Origin of the sequence: Bradyrhizobium sp. OAE829 (assembly GCF_040546575.1) — a bacterium.
In the GTDB taxonomy this organism is placed as follows: domain Bacteria; phylum Pseudomonadota; class Alphaproteobacteria; order Rhizobiales; family Xanthobacteraceae; genus Bradyrhizobium.
In genome coordinates this window covers 2,196,791-2,211,920 of record NZ_JBEPOE010000001.1, presented here as the reverse complement: position 1 = coordinate 2,211,920, position 15,130 = coordinate 2,196,791, and the positions used below count along the sequence as shown (strand labels likewise).

Genomic DNA, 15,130 nt, shown 5'->3' with positions numbered 1-15,130 from the left:
TCGCGTCAAGAAGACGCGTCAAATCAGGAATCTGGAGCCCTGTTCCGATTCAATCGGAACGGGGCTCCAGACCTCGGCGCGGTCGCTGTCGGGTGTGAAGCCGGTGGTTGAAGCGGCTATTGCTTCTTCGCACTCCGGCCGGCGCGCACCGGCTTGAACAAATCCAGGTCGATCGCCTGGCCCATTGCCAGATAACCCGTGCGATTGGGATGCAGCTTGTCGCCGGCGCCGCCGGTGGTGCTGTCGGGGACGAACTCCGGCTTGAGGCCGCCCGATTGCGGATCGAGGGTCGCCTTGTCGAAATCGATCACGCCGTCGAATGTGCCTGACGTGCGGATGAAGTCGTTCAGTGCTTTGCGCTTGGCGTCCTGTTCGGCGAAACCATGCGCCGCGCTGGAACTTCCCAATGCTGTCGTCACCGTGGCGCCGAATACGCGGACGTGCGGCCATTTCGCGCGCAACCGGGCGACGCCGTCCTTCATGGCGGCGATGACCTTGTCGCTTTCGGCGTTGCCGTTCTTGCTGAAATCGTTGATGCCTTCCAGCCAGATCAGGCTGGAGATGCCGGAGAGCGAGAGCACGTCGCGCTCGAGCCGCTGGCCCGAAGCAGGACCGCCGGGGAACGGTTTGCCCGGGCCATACTCGGCAGGCCCGGCGATCTGGTTGCCGCCGATGCCGCCGTTCACCACCGCGACCTTGTTGCCATGGATTGCCTTGAGGCGGCGCGACAGCACGTTGGGCCAGCGGTCGTCGCCGTTCATGGTGGACGCCGTGCCGTCGGTGATGGAATCGCCGAAGGCCATGATGGCGAAGGCGTCGGTCGGTGCCGTCATCTCGATCGCATCGAGGAAGAACCACGACGCGGTCGTATACGGAAATGCCGCCTCGTCCTCCAACGTGCCCTTGGGTCCCGCACCGGGTGCGGTGACGTAAGACGTCGTCAGCGCCTTGGCGTGCCAGGTCATCGGGCCGCTTTCGCCTGCGATGTGAAAGCTGACCGCGAGGCGGCGGCCGGCGAGCTGGTCGGGCTGCCCTGCGAACGGCAGCGTGACGGCGTCGCTCCAGACCGAATCGCCGGGCGCAACGGTGACGGAAGTCTTGCCGCCAAACGTCACCAGGCGATTGGAGCCGCGGAGGAGCGCCGCGCTGCCCAATTGCAGGCCGGCACAAACGCCGTCGAACGTCACGGGCTTGGTGCCGAACGCATTGCTGAAACGAAGCCGAGCCTGGCGGCCCCACAGATCGGGCCGCACGATCAGGCGAAAGGTCTGATCCCGCGCGCCGGCCGCAGGATCGGGGAACGCAAATTTCTGGTCGGGCTGGGCGGACGGGTTGCCGACAGGATAGGGGCCCTGGACCGAACCCGTCCACGACACCACCCAGTTCTCATTATCCTTGGCAGACGCCGTCTGAAGCGATGCGACCAACAGCGATGCCATGACGATACCGGTAAGTGAATGCACGGTTCCTCCCAAGCCTTATGATTTTGGGAGCATACCCTAAAGCCAAGGGCGCAGTTGGTGAAACCGAAAATTTGACGGACCCCATTAACCCCTTGGAAACCATCCTCCGCCACCAATGGGAGACCTCTGCCATTTGGGGACGCCCATGCTCGCCCGTGACCAACGCACCCCGTTCTCGGAATGGTGGTGGACCGTGGATAGACTGCTGCTCGCGGCGATCATCGCGCTGGTCGTGGGCGGCCTCATCCTGTCGCTGGCGGCGAGCCCGCCGGTGGCGACAAGGATCGGGCTCGATCCCTTCCATTTCTTCAACCGGCACGTGATGTTCCTGCTGCCGTCCTTCATCGTGCTGATCGGGGTATCCTTCATGTCCCCGAAGAACATCCGCCGTGGGGCGCTGCTGGTATTTGCGGTCTCGATCGTGCTGATCGTGGCGACGCTGGTGTTCGGCGCCGAGGTCAAGGGGTCGCGGCGCTGGATCACGTTGCTCGGCGTCAACATCCAGGCCTCCGAATCCGCCAAGCCGGCTTTCGTCGTGATCGCGGCGTGGCTGTTTGCGGAATCGACCAAGCGTCCGGAGATGCCGGCGACCTCGATGGCGATGGTGCTGCTGTTGCTGCTGGTGTCGCTGTTGGTGATGGAGCCAGATTTCGGCCAGACCATGCTGATCCTGATGGTGTGGGGCGCGCTGTTCTTCATCGCGGGCATGCGGATGATCTGGGTGGCCGGTCTTGCCGGCGCCGCCGCAGCCGGATTGTTCGGCGCGTATCTGCTGGTGCCGCACGTCGCGCACCGCATCAAGCGATTCATGAATCCCGGCTCGGGCGATACGTTCCAGCTCGACATGGCGATGGATGCATTCTGGAACGGCGGCTGGTTCGGGCTCGGGCCCGGCGAAGGCATCGCCAAGCGCAGCCTGCCGGACAGCCACACCGATTTCGTGTTCGCGGTGGCGGCGGAAGAGTTCGGCATCATCCTGTGTCTGGCGCTGGTCGCATTGTTCGCCTTTGTCGTGATCCGCACATTGCTGCGCGCCTATGCCAGCGAGGACATGTTCTCCCGGTTTGCCGCTTCCGGCCTCGCCATCCTGTTCGGCGTGCAGGCCGCCATCAACATGGCGGTCAATTTGCAGCTGATCCCCGCCAAGGGCATGACGCTGCCGTTCATCTCCTATGGCGGCTCCTCGTTCCTCTCGCTGGCCTACGGCGTCGGCATGATGCTGGCGCTGACGCGGCAGCGGCCGCGCACCGAGATCGAGTCGCAGAACAATGCCAATTCGGTGCGGAGCTACGCCTAGGCGCTGAAGCTTCCTCCTCGTCATTTGCGAGGAGCGAAGCGACGAAGCAATCCACCCATCCGTTATGCAGCGCTATGGATTGCTTCGCTGCGCTCGCAATGACGGCTGATTGGCTATAGAAGAATTCCCATGAATACTTCACCTCTGATCCTACTCGCGGCCGGCGGCACCGGCGGCCATTTATTTCCGGCCGAAGCGCTCGGCGTCGAGCTGATCAAACGCGGTTTTCGCGTGCGGCTCGCGACCGACGCCCGCGCGCTGCGCTACAGCGGCCTGTTCTCCAGGGCCAATGACAATATCGACGTGGTGCCGAGCGAGACCGTGCGTGGCCGCGATCCGATCTCGCTGGCGCGCACCGCTGTCATGCTCGGCTATGGCGGCCTCATCGCGCTCAACCTGGTGCGGCGGCTGAAGCCATCGGCTGTGATCGGCTTCGGCGGCTATCCGACGCTGCCGCCGCTGGTGGCGGCCCGATTGCTCGGCGTGCCCAGCCTCATCCACGACGCCAACGCGGTGCTCGGCCGCGCCAACCGGTTTCTCTCAAGCCGTGTCAACGCGATCGCGACCTCGCTGCCGGGCGTGCTCGACCGCGATCCGGCGCTGGCAAGCAAGGCAACGACGGTGGGCACGCCGATGCGTCCGGCGATCCTGGCCGCCGCCGCGATTCCCTTTGCTTCGCCGGAGGCGAACGGACCGCTTCGGTTGCTGGTGGTCGGCGGCAGCCAGGGCGCGCGCGTGATGAGCGACATCGTGCCGCCGGCGATCGAACGGCTGGAGCCGGTGCTGTGGAGCCGGCTGATGCTGACGCAACAAGTGCGCGAAGAAGACATGGCGCGGGTGCGCGCGGTCTATGACCGGCTCAAGATCAACGCCGAACTGGCGCCGTTCTTCAGCGATCTGCCGGCGCGGCTGGCTTCCAGCCATCTGGTGGTCTCGCGCTCCGGCGCCGGCACGGTGGCCGAGCTCGCCGCGATCGGCCGGCCCTCGATTCTGGTGCCGCTGCCCGGCGCGATCGATCAGGACCAGTTCGCCAATGCCGGCGTGCTGGCCAACGTCGGGGGCGCGCTGCGCATCGCGCAGGCGGAATTCACGCCGGACCGCCTGGCTGCTGAAATCTCCGCATTCGCCGCCGAGCCGGCGAAGCTGACCGAGATGGCCGCCGCCTCCCGCACCGTGGGCAGGCTGGACGCTGCCGAGCGGCTGGCCGATCTGGTGCAGAAAGTTGCCCGAATCTAGGCGGAAACGATGAATTTTGGGCGCTTCAACGTCATGGCCGGGCTTGTCCCGGCCATCCACGTCTTTCATAAGTCAGTGAGAACAAGACGTGGATGCCCGGGACAAGCCCGGGCATGACGAAGGTGAGAATGCAATGAGACTGCCGCGCGAGATCGGACCCATCCACTTCGTCGGGATCGGCGGCATCGGCATGAGCGGCATTGCCGAAGTCCTGAGCAATCTCGGCTATACCGTGCAGGGTTCGGACGCCTCCGAAAGCGGCAACGTCACGCGGCTGCGCGACAAGGGCATATCAGTCTCGGTCGGCCACAAGGCGGAGAATGTCGACGGCGCTGACGTTGTCGTGGTCTCGACCGCGATCAAGCGCGACAATCCCGAACTGATGGCGGCGCGTGCCCAGCGCATTCCCGTGGTGCGCCGCGCCGAAATGCTGGCCGAACTGATGCGGCTGAAAAGCTGCGTCGCAATCGCAGGCACCCATGGCAAGACCACGACGACGACGATGGTCGCGACGCTGCTCGACGCCGGTGACCTCGATCCGACCGTGATCAATGGCGGCATCATCAATGCCTATGGCTCCAACGCGCGATTGGGCGCGGGCGACTGGATGGTGGTGGAAGCCGACGAGAGCGACGGCACGTTCCTGAAGCTACCGTCCGATGTCGTGATCGTCACCAACATCGATCCCGAACATCTCGATCACTTCAATACTTTCGAGGCGATCCAGGATGCATTCCGCAATTTCGTCGAGAACGTGCCATTCTACGGCTTTGCCGTGATGTGCACCGATCATCCCGTGGTGCAGACCCTGGTCGGCAAGATCGAGGATCGCCGCATCATCACCTATGGCGAGAACCCGCAGGCTGACGTGCGGCTGGTCGATCTCACGCCGATGGGCGGCGGCTCGAAGTTCAAGGTCGTGTTCCGCAACCGCAAGACCGGCGCCACGCACGAGATATCCGACATCATGCTGCCGATGCCGGGACGCCACAACGCATCGAATGCGACGGCGGCGATCGCGGTGGCGCATGAACTCGGCATTTCCGGCGAGGTGATCCGCAAGGCGATGGCGGGCTTTGGCGGCGTCAAGCGGCGCTTTACCAAGACCGGCGAATGGAACGGCGTCACCATCATCGACGATTACGGCCATCACCCGGTCGAGATCGCAGCGGTATTGAGGGCGGCGCGCGAATCCACCAACGGCAAGATCGTCGCCGTGGTGCAGCCGCATCGCTTCACCCGGCTGCAATCGCTGTTCGAGGAATTTTGTACCTGCTTCAACGACGCCGATGCGGTCGTTGTCGCCGAAGTCTATCCGGCCGGCGAGGCGCCGATCGAGGGAATCGACCGCGACCATTTCGTGCTCGGCCTGCGCGCGCACGGCCATCGCGAGGTCATTCCGCTGCAAAATTCTTCCGAACTGGCCAAGGTGATCAGCGGCATCGCCGGCAATGGCGACTACGTGGTCTGCCTCGGCGCCGGCAACATCACCCAATGGGCCTACGCGCTGCCCGGCGAATTGAAGGCGCTGGGGTGAGGGGCCAGGCGACCCTAGAGCCGTCATGGCCGGGCTTGTCCCGGCCATCCACGTCTTTACTGCGTGATCGTCGGATAGAGGTCGTCCCAATCTGGATTTGCAGCGATAATAGTTCGAACCTTCCAGGCACGCGACCAATGCTTGATATTATGCTCGCGCTGGATGGCGTCCCGGATGTCGTCGAATTGCTCGAAATAGACCAGCCGCGTCAAGCCGTATCGCTTGGTAAAGCCGTCGACGAATCCCGAGCGATGCTCAAATATTCGGCGGACAAGATCGCTTGTCACGCCGACATAAAGGATGCCATTCGGACGGTTGGTCAGAATGTAAACATAGCCGCCTGCCATGCGGGTAGTCTGCAAGACGTGGATGGCCGGGACAAGCCCGGCCATGACGAGTTGAGAGAGCTGTCGTGACCTTCCCCGACATCACCCCCGATCTCAAGACCGCGATGCCCGACCTGCGCGGGCGGCTGCTGGCGAACCAGTCGCTGGCGGAGCTCACCTGGTTTCGCGTCGGCGGTCCGGCGCAGGTGCTGTTCACGCCGTCGGATGAAGACGATCTCGCGTACTTCCTGAAGAACTTGCCGCAGGAATTGCCGGTCTATGTCGTCGGCGTTGGCTCCAACCTGATCGTGCGCGATGGCGGCATTCCCGGCGTCGTGATCCGCTTGTCGCCGCGCGCGTTCGGCGACATCAGCGCCGAAGGTGACATTGTGGTCGCGGGCACCGCCGCGCTCGACAAGCGCGTGGCGGAAACCGCGGCATCAGCCACTATCGGCGGCATGGAATTCCTGTTCGGCATTCCCGGCACGATCGGCGGCGCGCTGCGCATGAATGCCGGCGCCAACGGCAGCGAGACCAAGGACGTCCTGATCGAGGCCACCGGCATCGGCCGCGACGGCACGAAGCACACCTTCACCAATGCCGACATGAAGTTCGTCTATCGCAACAGCGGCGTTGATCCCTCCATCATCTTCACTTCCGCGCGTTTCCGCGGCGCCATTGCCGCGCCCGAAACCATCCGGGCGCGGATGGAGGAAGTGCAGACCCATCGCGAGACCGCGCAGCCGATCCGCGAAAAGACCGGCGGTTCGACCTTCAAGAACCCGCCCGGCAACAGCGCCTGGAAGTTGATCGATGCCGCCGGCTGCCGCGGCTTGCGCGTCGGCGGCGCACAGGTGTCGGAAATGCACTGCAACTTCTTGATCAATATTGGCAACGCGACCGGGCATGACATTGAAACGCTGGGCGAAACCGTGCGCGCGCGGGTTAAGGAAAACTCCGGAATCGAGTTACACTGGGAAATCAAGCGGATCGGGATTCCGGTCTAATGTCATTCCGGGGCGATGCAAAGCATCGAACCCGGAATCTCGAGATTCCGGGTCTGGTCCTTCGGACCATCCCGGAATGACGAAGGAGCAGGGCAAGGCTGATGCGGATTACCATTCTCTTCGGCGGCACCAACAAGGAGCGGCTGGTTTCGGTGGCGAGCGCGCAGGCGCTGCATCGTGCCTTGCCGGAGGCGGATCTGTGGTTCTGGCACGTCGCCGACACCGTGCACGACGTAAAGTCGGAAGCCCTGCTTAGTCATCAGCGGCCGTTCGAGGACGAGTTCGAGCCCGGCAATCGCGGCATCGCGCTGGAAGCGGCGCTCGATAAAGCAAAAGCCGAAGATCGCGTGCTGGTGCTCGGCCTGCACGGGGGCAGGGCGGAGAACGGTGAACTGCAGGCGATGTGCGAAATGCGCGGCATTCCGTTCACGGGCTCCGGCTCGGCGTCCTCAAATCTGGCCTTCGACAAGACCGCGGCCAAGCGCTTTGCGGCGATTGCGGGCGTGGAGACGCCGGTAGGCATCGCGCTCGACGATATCGATGCCGCGTTTGCCGAATACGGCAAGCTGATTGCGAAACCGGCGCGGGACGGATCGAGCTACGGCCTGATCTTCGTCAACGCCAAGCAGGACCTCGTCGCGGTCCGGAATGCCGCCAAGTCGGAGGAATATCTGATCGAGGCATTCGTTTCCGGCGTCGAAGCCACCTGTGGCGTGTTGGAACGCTCCGACGGCGCCATCATGGCGCTGCCGCCGGTCGAGATCATCCCGGGCGAGGGCGCGTTCGATTACACGGCCAAGTATCTGCTCAAATCGACCCAGGAGATCTGTCCGGGCCGGTTTTCGCCCGCGATTACCGCTGAGCTGATGGATCAGGCGCACCGGGCGCACCGGGCACTCTCGTGCAGCGGCTATTCCCGGAGCGATTTCATCGTCTCGGCCAAGGGGCTGGTTTATCTCGAGACCAATACCTTGCCGGGACTGACCGCAGCCTCGCTCTATCCGAAGGCGCTGAAGGCCCAGGGAATCGATTTTTCCGATTTCCTGCGCGACCAGATCGTACTGGCCGAGAAGCGTGTCGACAGGCGGGGGTGATTCGCCAAGTTAATGCGTCACGTGAGGGAACCCGCCCCGGCCGGATGAAATATTACTAAAATCCTAACCAATGCCCGGCAAACTACTCACAAGGCTGCGCAAAACACGCCTCTGACCGGCCAGATTTACCCTTTGTTTACCAGGAAGTCCGAAGGTTAACGCTGGCGGCGCATGTGGCGCTTGGCTGCCGGGGCGTAAGCTGTTGCGGATTTCCGCTTCGACGATCGCATCGAGGGAAAAATGGCCTCCTCACAACCGAGGTCTTAACCCATCCCGGCATCACCGAGACATCACGTGCGCCAGAGCCCGCAAGCCTTTTTGCGGGAACAACTTTTTGACGAGCTCGTGCAATGGATGGTGCAGGACGCCTCGCTCGATCGCTGCGATCGCTGGGGCCCCAAGCTGACCTGAAAGCCGCCGCTATCGGAGCGGTCGTGCTGTTGCGCGAGCGGCTGGGCCTTCGTGCCCGCGTGCGGGCGAAGCGGGTGATCGACCGCGAACCGCCGAACCGCCTGATCCTTCTGCTCGAACGTTACCTGCCGAACCGTGCCGGCGTCGCCCTGACCGTGCTGATGCTGCTCGGCAGCGTGTCGCTTGGTGTCGTCAAGGGCGGCCATGTCGATGAGTTCGTCGGTGCGCTCAGCGATACCCGCAACGCGCTGGCGAATTCGGCCGGCTTCCGCATCACCGAAGTGGCCATCAACGGCCGCAAGCAGCTGAGCCAGGATGAAGTGCTCGCGATCGGCGGCGTTAATGGCCGCTCCTCGCTGCTGTTCCTCGATGCCGCCACGGTGCGCGACAAGCTCAAGACCAATCCCTGGATATCGGACGCCGCGATCCTGAAGCTTTATCCCGGCCGGCTGCAGATCGACATCGTCGAGCGTACCGCGTTCGCGCTGTGGCAGCAGGACGGCCGGCTGTCCGTCATCGCCGAGGATGGCGCGGTGCTCGAACCCTATATGTCGCGGCGCTTCATCTCGCTGCCGCTGGTAGTGGGCAAGGGCGCCGCCGACAAGGCGCGCGACTTCCTGGCGCTGCTGGATCGCTATCCGCAGGTCCGCAGCGTGACCAAGGCTGCGATCTATGTCGGCGAACGGCGCTGGAACCTGCGCCTCAAGGACGGTCTCGATATCCGCCTGCCGGAACACGACGTCGGCAATGCGCTGGCGCTGCTGAGCAAGCTCGACAAGGAGGACAGGCTGTTCTCCCGCGACATCGTCGTGGTCGACATGCGCCTGCCGGACCGGCTGACGGTGCTGTTGTCCGAAGACGCGGCGAAGGCCCGCGAGGAGCTGTTCAAGGACAAGAAGACCAAGAAAAAAGCCGGTGACGCAGCATGACCGGCCTCGATCGCAATCAGACCCCGAAGACGCGGCCGATGGCGCAGAAGCGCACCGCGCTGGTGGCTTCGCTCGACATCGGCACCAGCAAGATCGCCTGCATGATCGCGCGGCTGAAGCCGTCGCCGCCGAACGAGGCACTGCGCGGCCGCAGCCACGCGGTTGAGCTGATCGGTTACAGCCAGATCCAGTCGCGCGGCGTCAAGGCCGGCGCGGTGGTCGATCTGGCCGAATGCGAACAGGCCGTGCGCCAGGCGGTAGCGCTGGCCGAACGCATGGCCAAGGTCCGCGTCGAATCCGTTTTGCTGTCGGTCTCCGGCGGCCGGCTGCAGGGCCAGCTGGTCGAAGCCGCCGCCGATATCAGAGGCGGTTCGGTCACCTCGGAAGATGTCACCCGCGTGACGTCCACCGGCATGCGCCACGCCACCGGCGAAGGCCGCACCGTGCTGCACGCGCTGCCGGTCAGCTACACGCTGGATGGCGTCAAGGGCATCCGCGATCCCCGCGGCATGGTGGCGCGGCAGTTCGGCGTCGACATGAACGTCGTGACGGCGGATGCGACGGTGGCCAAGAACCTGATGCTGGTGGTCGAACGCTGCCATCTCAACGTTGAGGCCATGGCGGCAAGTCCATATGTGGCGGGCCTTTCGGTACTCACCGACGACGAAGCCGACATCGGCGCCGCGGTGGTCGAGATGGGCGCCGGATCGACCACGATCGCGACCTATTCGGCAGGACGCTTTGTGCACGCCTCGGGGTTTGCGGTCGGCGGGCAACACATGACGATGGATCTTGCACGCGGCGTCGGCGCATGCATTGCGGATGCCGAGCGAATCAAGACCTTATACGGCACCGTGCTGACCGGCGGGTCAGACGCGCGCGAGCTGATGTCCGTACCGACCGCAGGCGATGACGAGCGCGATGCGCCGCAGATCGTCTCGCGCGCCACGATCGCGAACATCGTCCGGCATCGCGCCGAGGAGATCTTTGAAATGGTCCGGGACCGGCTCGCGGATTCCCCCTTTGCGGCAGAGCCGCGGGCGCGGGTTGTCCTGAGCGGCGGCGCGTCCCAGCTCACCGGTACCGTCGAACTCGCCACCCGCATTCTCAACCGGCCGGTCCGCATCGGTCGCCCGCTCGGCTTCGGCCGGCTGCCCAACGAGGCCAAGAGCGCTTCGTTCGCGGTGCCTGCGGGCCTTCTGGTCTATCCGCAATACGCACACCTCGAACACGTCGAACCGCGGCATACGCGGCAGCTCAGGACAGGGACTGACGGCTATTTCGGAAGGGTCGGACGATGGCTTCGAGAGGGCTTCTGATGACCGGTTTTCATACCAAACGACATTCACATTCACCAACTTCTGCACCCACTCCCGCGGCCGTCGGCCGGGGCGAACCATCGCGCGCGTAATAATCGAGAGGCAACCATGGCACTCAATCTGACACCCCCTGACATCAGCGAGCTGAAACCGCGGATCACCGTCTTCGGCGTCGGTGGAGCAGGCGGCAATGCCGTCAACAACATGATCACTGCCGGGTTGCAGGGCGTCGATTTCGTCGTCGCCAATACCGACGCGCAGGCGCTCACCATGTCCAAGGCCCAGCGCATCGTGCAGATGGGCACGCAAGTGACCCAGGGCTTGGGTGCCGGATCGCAGCCCGATGTCGGTGCGGCCGCGGCCCAGGAGGTCATCGACGAGCTCCGCGATCATCTCACCGGCGCCAACATGGTGTTCGTCACCGCCGGCATGGGCGGCGGCACCGGCACCGGTGCAGCCCCCGTGATCGCCAAGACCGCGCGCGAGATGGGCATCCTCACCGTCGGCGTGGTGACGAAGCCGTTCCACTTCGAAGGCCAGCGCCGCATGCGCACCGCCGAATCGGGCATTTCCGAGCTGCACAAGGTGGTCGACACGCTCCTGATCATCCCGAACCAGAACCTGTTCCGGGTCGCCAACGAAAAGACCACCTTCGCCGACGCCTTCGCGATGGCTGACCAGGTGCTCTATTCGGGCGTCGCCTGCATCACCGACCTGATGGTCAAGGAAGGCCTCATCAACCTCGACTTCGCCGACGTCCGCGCCGTGATGCGTGAGATGGGCAAGGCGATGATGGGCACCGGCGAAGCCACCGGCGAGAAGCGCGCGCTGACCGCGGCCGAGGCTGCGATCGCCAACCCGCTGATCGACGACTCATCGATGAAGGGGGCACGCGGCCTGTTGATCTCGATCACCGGCGGCAAGGACCTGACCCTGTTCGAAGTCGACGAAGCCGCAACCCGTATCCGCGAGGAAGTCGACCAGGACGCCAACATCATCGTCGGCGCGACCTTCGACGAAAACCTCGACGGCGTCATCCGCGTCTCCGTCGTTGCCACCGGCATCGAACAGGCGCTGATCGCGCGCAACGCGGCCGCGCCCGCCGCTGTCGTGACCAACGCTCCCGCCTCGACGCCGGACACCCGTCTGGCCGATCTCACCGCACGGCTGCGTGCTGACAACCAGCGCCTTGCCGACCGCGCCCAGAAGCTCGAGGCGCCCGTGCAGCAGGCCTCGCCACCCCCGGTTCCCGCCGCAGCCCCGCAGCAGCGCGCGTCCAACAGCGTCGAGCGTGCCGCGCTCGCCGCCATTGCCGCGGCCGTCGCTCCGGAAGTGCCGCAGGCCCAGGCGCCGTTGCAGCCCGGCTCCTATGGCGACGTCACGGTTCGCCCGATCGCCCAGAAGCCGACGCTGTTCCCGGATCACAACGAGGCGGCCCGCGCCGAGCCGGAAGCGCAGGCTGCGCTGCCGGAGACCTTCATCCCGCAGGCGGCCGAACGTCCGCCCACCCGCAGCCCGCGGATGCCGAAGTTCGAGGACCTTCCGATGCCGGCCCAGGCCGAAATCCGGCAGGCCCGCGGCGAGCAGGAGGAAGAGCATCCGCAGAAGACCCGGCTGTCGCTGCTGCAGCGCCTGGCCAATGTCGGCCTCGGCCGCCGCGACGAAGAGAGCGAGCCGCCGATCGCGGCCCGCGCCTCCGGTCCGGCGATGGCACCGCTGCCGCCGCTCCCCGAGCGCAAGCCGCAGCGTTCCGTCGCCCAGCAGATGGGTAACGAGCCGGTATCTGAGTATGCCCGCCGTCCGGCGCCGCAGGGTCTGGATGTCCATGGTCGCCCCGCACCTGTTGCCCCGGCGCCACAGGGCGACGACCATCTTGATATCCCCGCCTTCCTTCGGCGGCAGTCCAACTGAGGTTTTGTTACAATTCAGGCAACCCAAAAGGCCCCGGCGTAACCCGCCGGGGCCTTTTTCTTATGCAGTGCGAGGCTTCACAGCTTCGTAATCAAGCCACTGATATTAAATGATTAATTATGAATTCCGTGATCAGATGCGGCCGCCGGGACGAGGCCGGGCCGCGCCGGAGTTTGGTTAAGCCTTGGCGTGAATGCGGCAGAGATAGGGTAACAATCGGTAAAAAAGCGTGAGTTGTGCGCGAGGGGGCAGTGACTATGGTCTGCCGTGACTTGGGGATACCGGAAGCAGATTCGGCGCGAAAGCGGGCTGTTCCTGCCTTTTGGTAAAGTCGGGTAGTGGGCGATTATCGAATGAAGTTCAGCCGTCAGACAACGCTTCGGTCGCAAGCCACCGTGACAGGTGTCGGCGTTCATTCTGGTATACCGGTTAATCTGACCATCGGACCTGCGCCTGTCGACGCAGGTTTTATTTTTGTCCGCACCGGTCTTGACGATGCCGACCGCGAAGTTCCCGCGATCGCGGAATCGGTGATTGCCACCGACTTTGCGACCGTACTCGGTGACCGTCAGGGTCCGCTCGTTTCCACCGCCGAGCACGTGCTTGCTGCGCTGCGGGGCATGGGTGTCGATAACGCCACCATCGAAGTCGATGGGCCGGAAGTTCCGATCATGGACGGCAGCGCGGCTGCCTTCGTCGCCGCCATCGATCAGGCAGGCATCGTGACCCAGTCCGCCGCGCGCCGCTTTATCCAGGTGCTGAAGCCGGTGCAGGTCTCGCTCGGTGATTCCTTCGGCGAACTCCGCCCCTATGCCAACGGTTTCCGTGCCGAGGTCGAGATCGACTTCGCCAATCCGGTGATCGGCCGCCAGAGCTATTCGCTCGATCTGAGCCCCGAAAGCTTCCGCCGCGAGATTTCCCGCGCCCGGACCTTCGGCTGCATGAATGACGTGGCGCGGCTCTGGAGCGCCGGTTTCGCGCTCGGCGCGTCCTTTGAGAATTCGGTGGTGTTCGACGAGACCCGTCTGCTCAACACCGAAGGCCTGCGCTACAGCGACGAATGCGCCCGCCACAAGGTGCTGGACGTGATCGGCGACCTCGCGCTGGCCGGCCTGCCGCTGCTCGGCGCCTACCGGTCGTCCCGTGGTGGCCACAAGCTCAACCACGCGGTGCTGACGGCCCTGATGGCCGATCGCAGCGCCTGGCGGGTGGTCGAAGCCGAACCGGCACGCCGCCCCCGCGTCGAAGCCGGCGCTGGAATGGTCGGCGGTATGGTCGCCCCGGCCTATGGCCCGGACGTGTCCTGACTTTCGTTTTCGAAATGTCCTGACTTTCGTTTTGAGTTGTCCTGAAGCCGGCTTGCTTGCCGCCCGTTCCAATTTCCGTAGTAACCACAATTAGTAACGATGGTGTCTTGCCGCCTTAATCCGGGCGAAATGCCTGCGTATTCGGTTGGTTAAGGACCATTTTTCGGCTAGATAGGCCCGCGGTTGCAAGACAGGGCGCCACAAATACTGAGCGCTTGGGAATATGGGGCCGGGGAATATTGGGCTCGAGGAATATTGGGCTTGGGGAATATCGCGTTCATGACCGCGGTTCATGGATGGACGGGCTCAACCACCAACCGCACCGCTATCAACTGCGTAGCTACAACTGCGTAAAAGGCGTCAGGTCTCACATTTCATGTCGGCACAGCGTATGACGCTCGAACCATGCAAATCAGCGGGTATTTCTCGCCTTCATCGGGCAGCCCGGTCGCTCCGGCTCGCGGCGGGCCTGATCGCGCTGGCCGTCCCCTTGAGCGGATGCGGCACCGGTTCGCTGTGGGACAAGTTCACCGCCAAGGACGACACCTTCATCGAGGAGCCCGCGGACAAGCTCTACAATGAGGGCTTGTACCTGATGAACCAGCGCAAGGATGCGAAGGCGGCGACGAAGAAATTCGAAGAGGTCGACCGGCAGCATCCTTATTCCGACTATGCGCGCAAATCGCTGCTGATGTCGGCGTACTCGTTCTACTCGGCCGGCGATTATGACGGCTGCATTGGCGCGGCGACCCGTTACGTCACGCTGCATCCGGGCAGCCCCGACGCCGCCTACGCGCAATACCTGATCGCGGCTTCGCATTATGACCAGATCCCGGATATTTCGCGCGATCAGGGGCGGACCGAAAAGGCGATCGCCGCGCTCGAAGAGGTGATTCGCAAATATCCGACCTCGGAATACGCCACCAGCGCCAAGGCCAAGCTCGAAGGCGGGCGTGACCAGCTTGCCGGCAAGGAAATGGATGTCGGCCGCTATTACATGAAAAAGCGCGACTACACCGCGGCGATCAACCGCTTCAAGACCGTGGTCACCCGCTATCAGACGACCCGCCATGTCGAGGAGGCGCTGTTTCGCCTCACCGAGGGCTACATCGCGATCGGCATCGTCGGCGAGGCGCAAACCGCCGCCGCCGTCCTTGGGCACAATTTTCCTGACAGCCGCTGGTACAAGGACGCCTATAATCTAGTAAAGTCCGGCGGTCTCGAGCCGAGCGAGAATCAGGGTTCCTATATTTCCAGGGCCTTCAAGAAGATGGGTCTCGGTTAGGAATTTAC

12 protein-coding genes and 1 pseudogene are annotated in these 15,130 nt (G+C 64.0%); 11 read left to right on the top strand and 2 right to left on the bottom strand.

Features of this window, described 5'->3' with window-relative positions; genetic code table 11:
- Positions 1–116 precede the first annotated feature (116 nt).
- Positions 117–1,463, bottom strand: coding sequence for a GDSL-type esterase/lipase family protein (locus tag ABIE49_RS10660; protein ID WP_192738070.1), 1,347 nt, complete (start codon positions 1,461–1,463; stop codon positions 117–119).
- Positions 1,464–1,608: 145 nt separating this feature from the next.
- Between ABIE49_RS10660 and ftsW the strand changes: the two genes are divergently transcribed.
- The 3 genes from ftsW (at position 1,609) to murC (ending at position 5,533) form a co-directional block, all read left to right on the top strand.
- Positions 1,609–2,760 carry a putative lipid II flippase FtsW gene (ftsW, locus tag ABIE49_RS10655; RefSeq protein ID WP_192738069.1) on the top strand — a complete coding sequence of 384 codons (1,152 nt, stop codon included), beginning with the start codon at positions 1,609–1,611 and terminating at the stop codon, positions 2,758–2,760.
- 129 nt (positions 2,761–2,889) lie between these two features.
- Positions 2,890–3,996 (top strand): undecaprenyldiphospho-muramoylpentapeptide beta-N-acetylglucosaminyltransferase, encoded by a 1,107-nt coding sequence (murG, locus tag ABIE49_RS10650; protein WP_192738068.1) that lies wholly within the window; start codon positions 2,890–2,892, stop codon positions 3,994–3,996.
- A 133-nt stretch (positions 3,997–4,129) separates the two neighbouring features.
- Positions 4,130–5,533 (top strand): UDP-N-acetylmuramate--L-alanine ligase, encoded by a 1,404-nt coding sequence (gene murC / locus ABIE49_RS10645; protein ID WP_192738067.1) that lies wholly within the window; start codon positions 4,130–4,132, stop codon positions 5,531–5,533.
- Between the two features lie 56 nt (positions 5,534–5,589).
- Here murC and ABIE49_RS10640 read toward each other — a convergent pair whose 3' ends face one another.
- A complete protein-coding gene (locus tag ABIE49_RS10640; RefSeq protein WP_192738066.1) occupies positions 5,590–5,925 on the bottom strand; it encodes a GIY-YIG nuclease family protein in 336 nt (111 codons plus the stop codon).
- A 20-nt stretch (positions 5,926–5,945) separates the two neighbouring features.
- On the opposite strand from ABIE49_RS10640, the gene murB reads away from it, so the two are divergent.
- From murB to ABIE49_RS10600, 8 genes and pseudogenes are all read left to right on the top strand, one after another.
- Positions 5,946–6,866 carry a UDP-N-acetylmuramate dehydrogenase gene (gene murB, locus ABIE49_RS10635; RefSeq protein WP_192738065.1) on the top strand — a complete coding sequence of 307 codons (921 nt, stop codon included), beginning with the start codon at positions 5,946–5,948 and terminating at the stop codon, positions 6,864–6,866.
- Positions 6,867–6,967: 101 nt separating this feature from the next.
- The gene (locus tag ABIE49_RS10630; RefSeq protein ID WP_192738064.1) at positions 6,968–7,960 is read left to right on the top strand and encodes a D-alanine--D-alanine ligase family protein; all 993 of its coding nucleotides are present in this window, start codon (positions 6,968–6,970) and stop codon (positions 7,958–7,960) included.
- Positions 7,961–8,037: 77 nt separating this feature from the next.
- Positions 8,038–8,371: pseudogene (locus ABIE49_RS10625) on the top strand (D-alanine--D-alanine ligase); the annotation flags it as partial.
- Complete coding sequence (locus tag ABIE49_RS10620) at positions 8,311–9,300, top strand: cell division protein FtsQ/DivIB (protein WP_192738063.1); 990 nt, start codon at positions 8,311–8,313, stop codon at positions 9,298–9,300. The pseudogene ABIE49_RS10625 and the gene ABIE49_RS10620, both read left to right, overlap by 61 nt.
- Positions 9,297–10,619 carry a cell division protein FtsA gene (ftsA, locus tag ABIE49_RS10615; protein WP_192738062.1) on the top strand — a complete coding sequence of 441 codons (1,323 nt, stop codon included), beginning with the start codon at positions 9,297–9,299 and terminating at the stop codon, positions 10,617–10,619. Before ABIE49_RS10620 ends, ftsA begins: the two co-directional genes overlap by 4 nt.
- A gap of 108 nt (positions 10,620–10,727) precedes the next feature.
- The gene (gene ftsZ / locus ABIE49_RS10610) at positions 10,728–12,530 is read left to right on the top strand and encodes a cell division protein FtsZ (RefSeq protein WP_192738061.1); all 1,803 of its coding nucleotides are present in this window, start codon (positions 10,728–10,730) and stop codon (positions 12,528–12,530) included.
- 353 nt (positions 12,531–12,883) lie between these two features.
- Complete coding sequence (lpxC, locus tag ABIE49_RS10605) at positions 12,884–13,837, top strand: UDP-3-O-acyl-N-acetylglucosamine deacetylase (RefSeq protein WP_192738060.1); 954 nt, start codon at positions 12,884–12,886, stop codon at positions 13,835–13,837.
- A 376-nt stretch (positions 13,838–14,213) separates the two neighbouring features.
- The gene (locus ABIE49_RS10600; RefSeq protein ID WP_192738059.1) at positions 14,214–15,122 is read left to right on the top strand and encodes an outer membrane protein assembly factor BamD; all 909 of its coding nucleotides are present in this window, start codon (positions 14,214–14,216) and stop codon (positions 15,120–15,122) included.
- Positions 15,123–15,130: the final 8 nt, after the last annotated feature.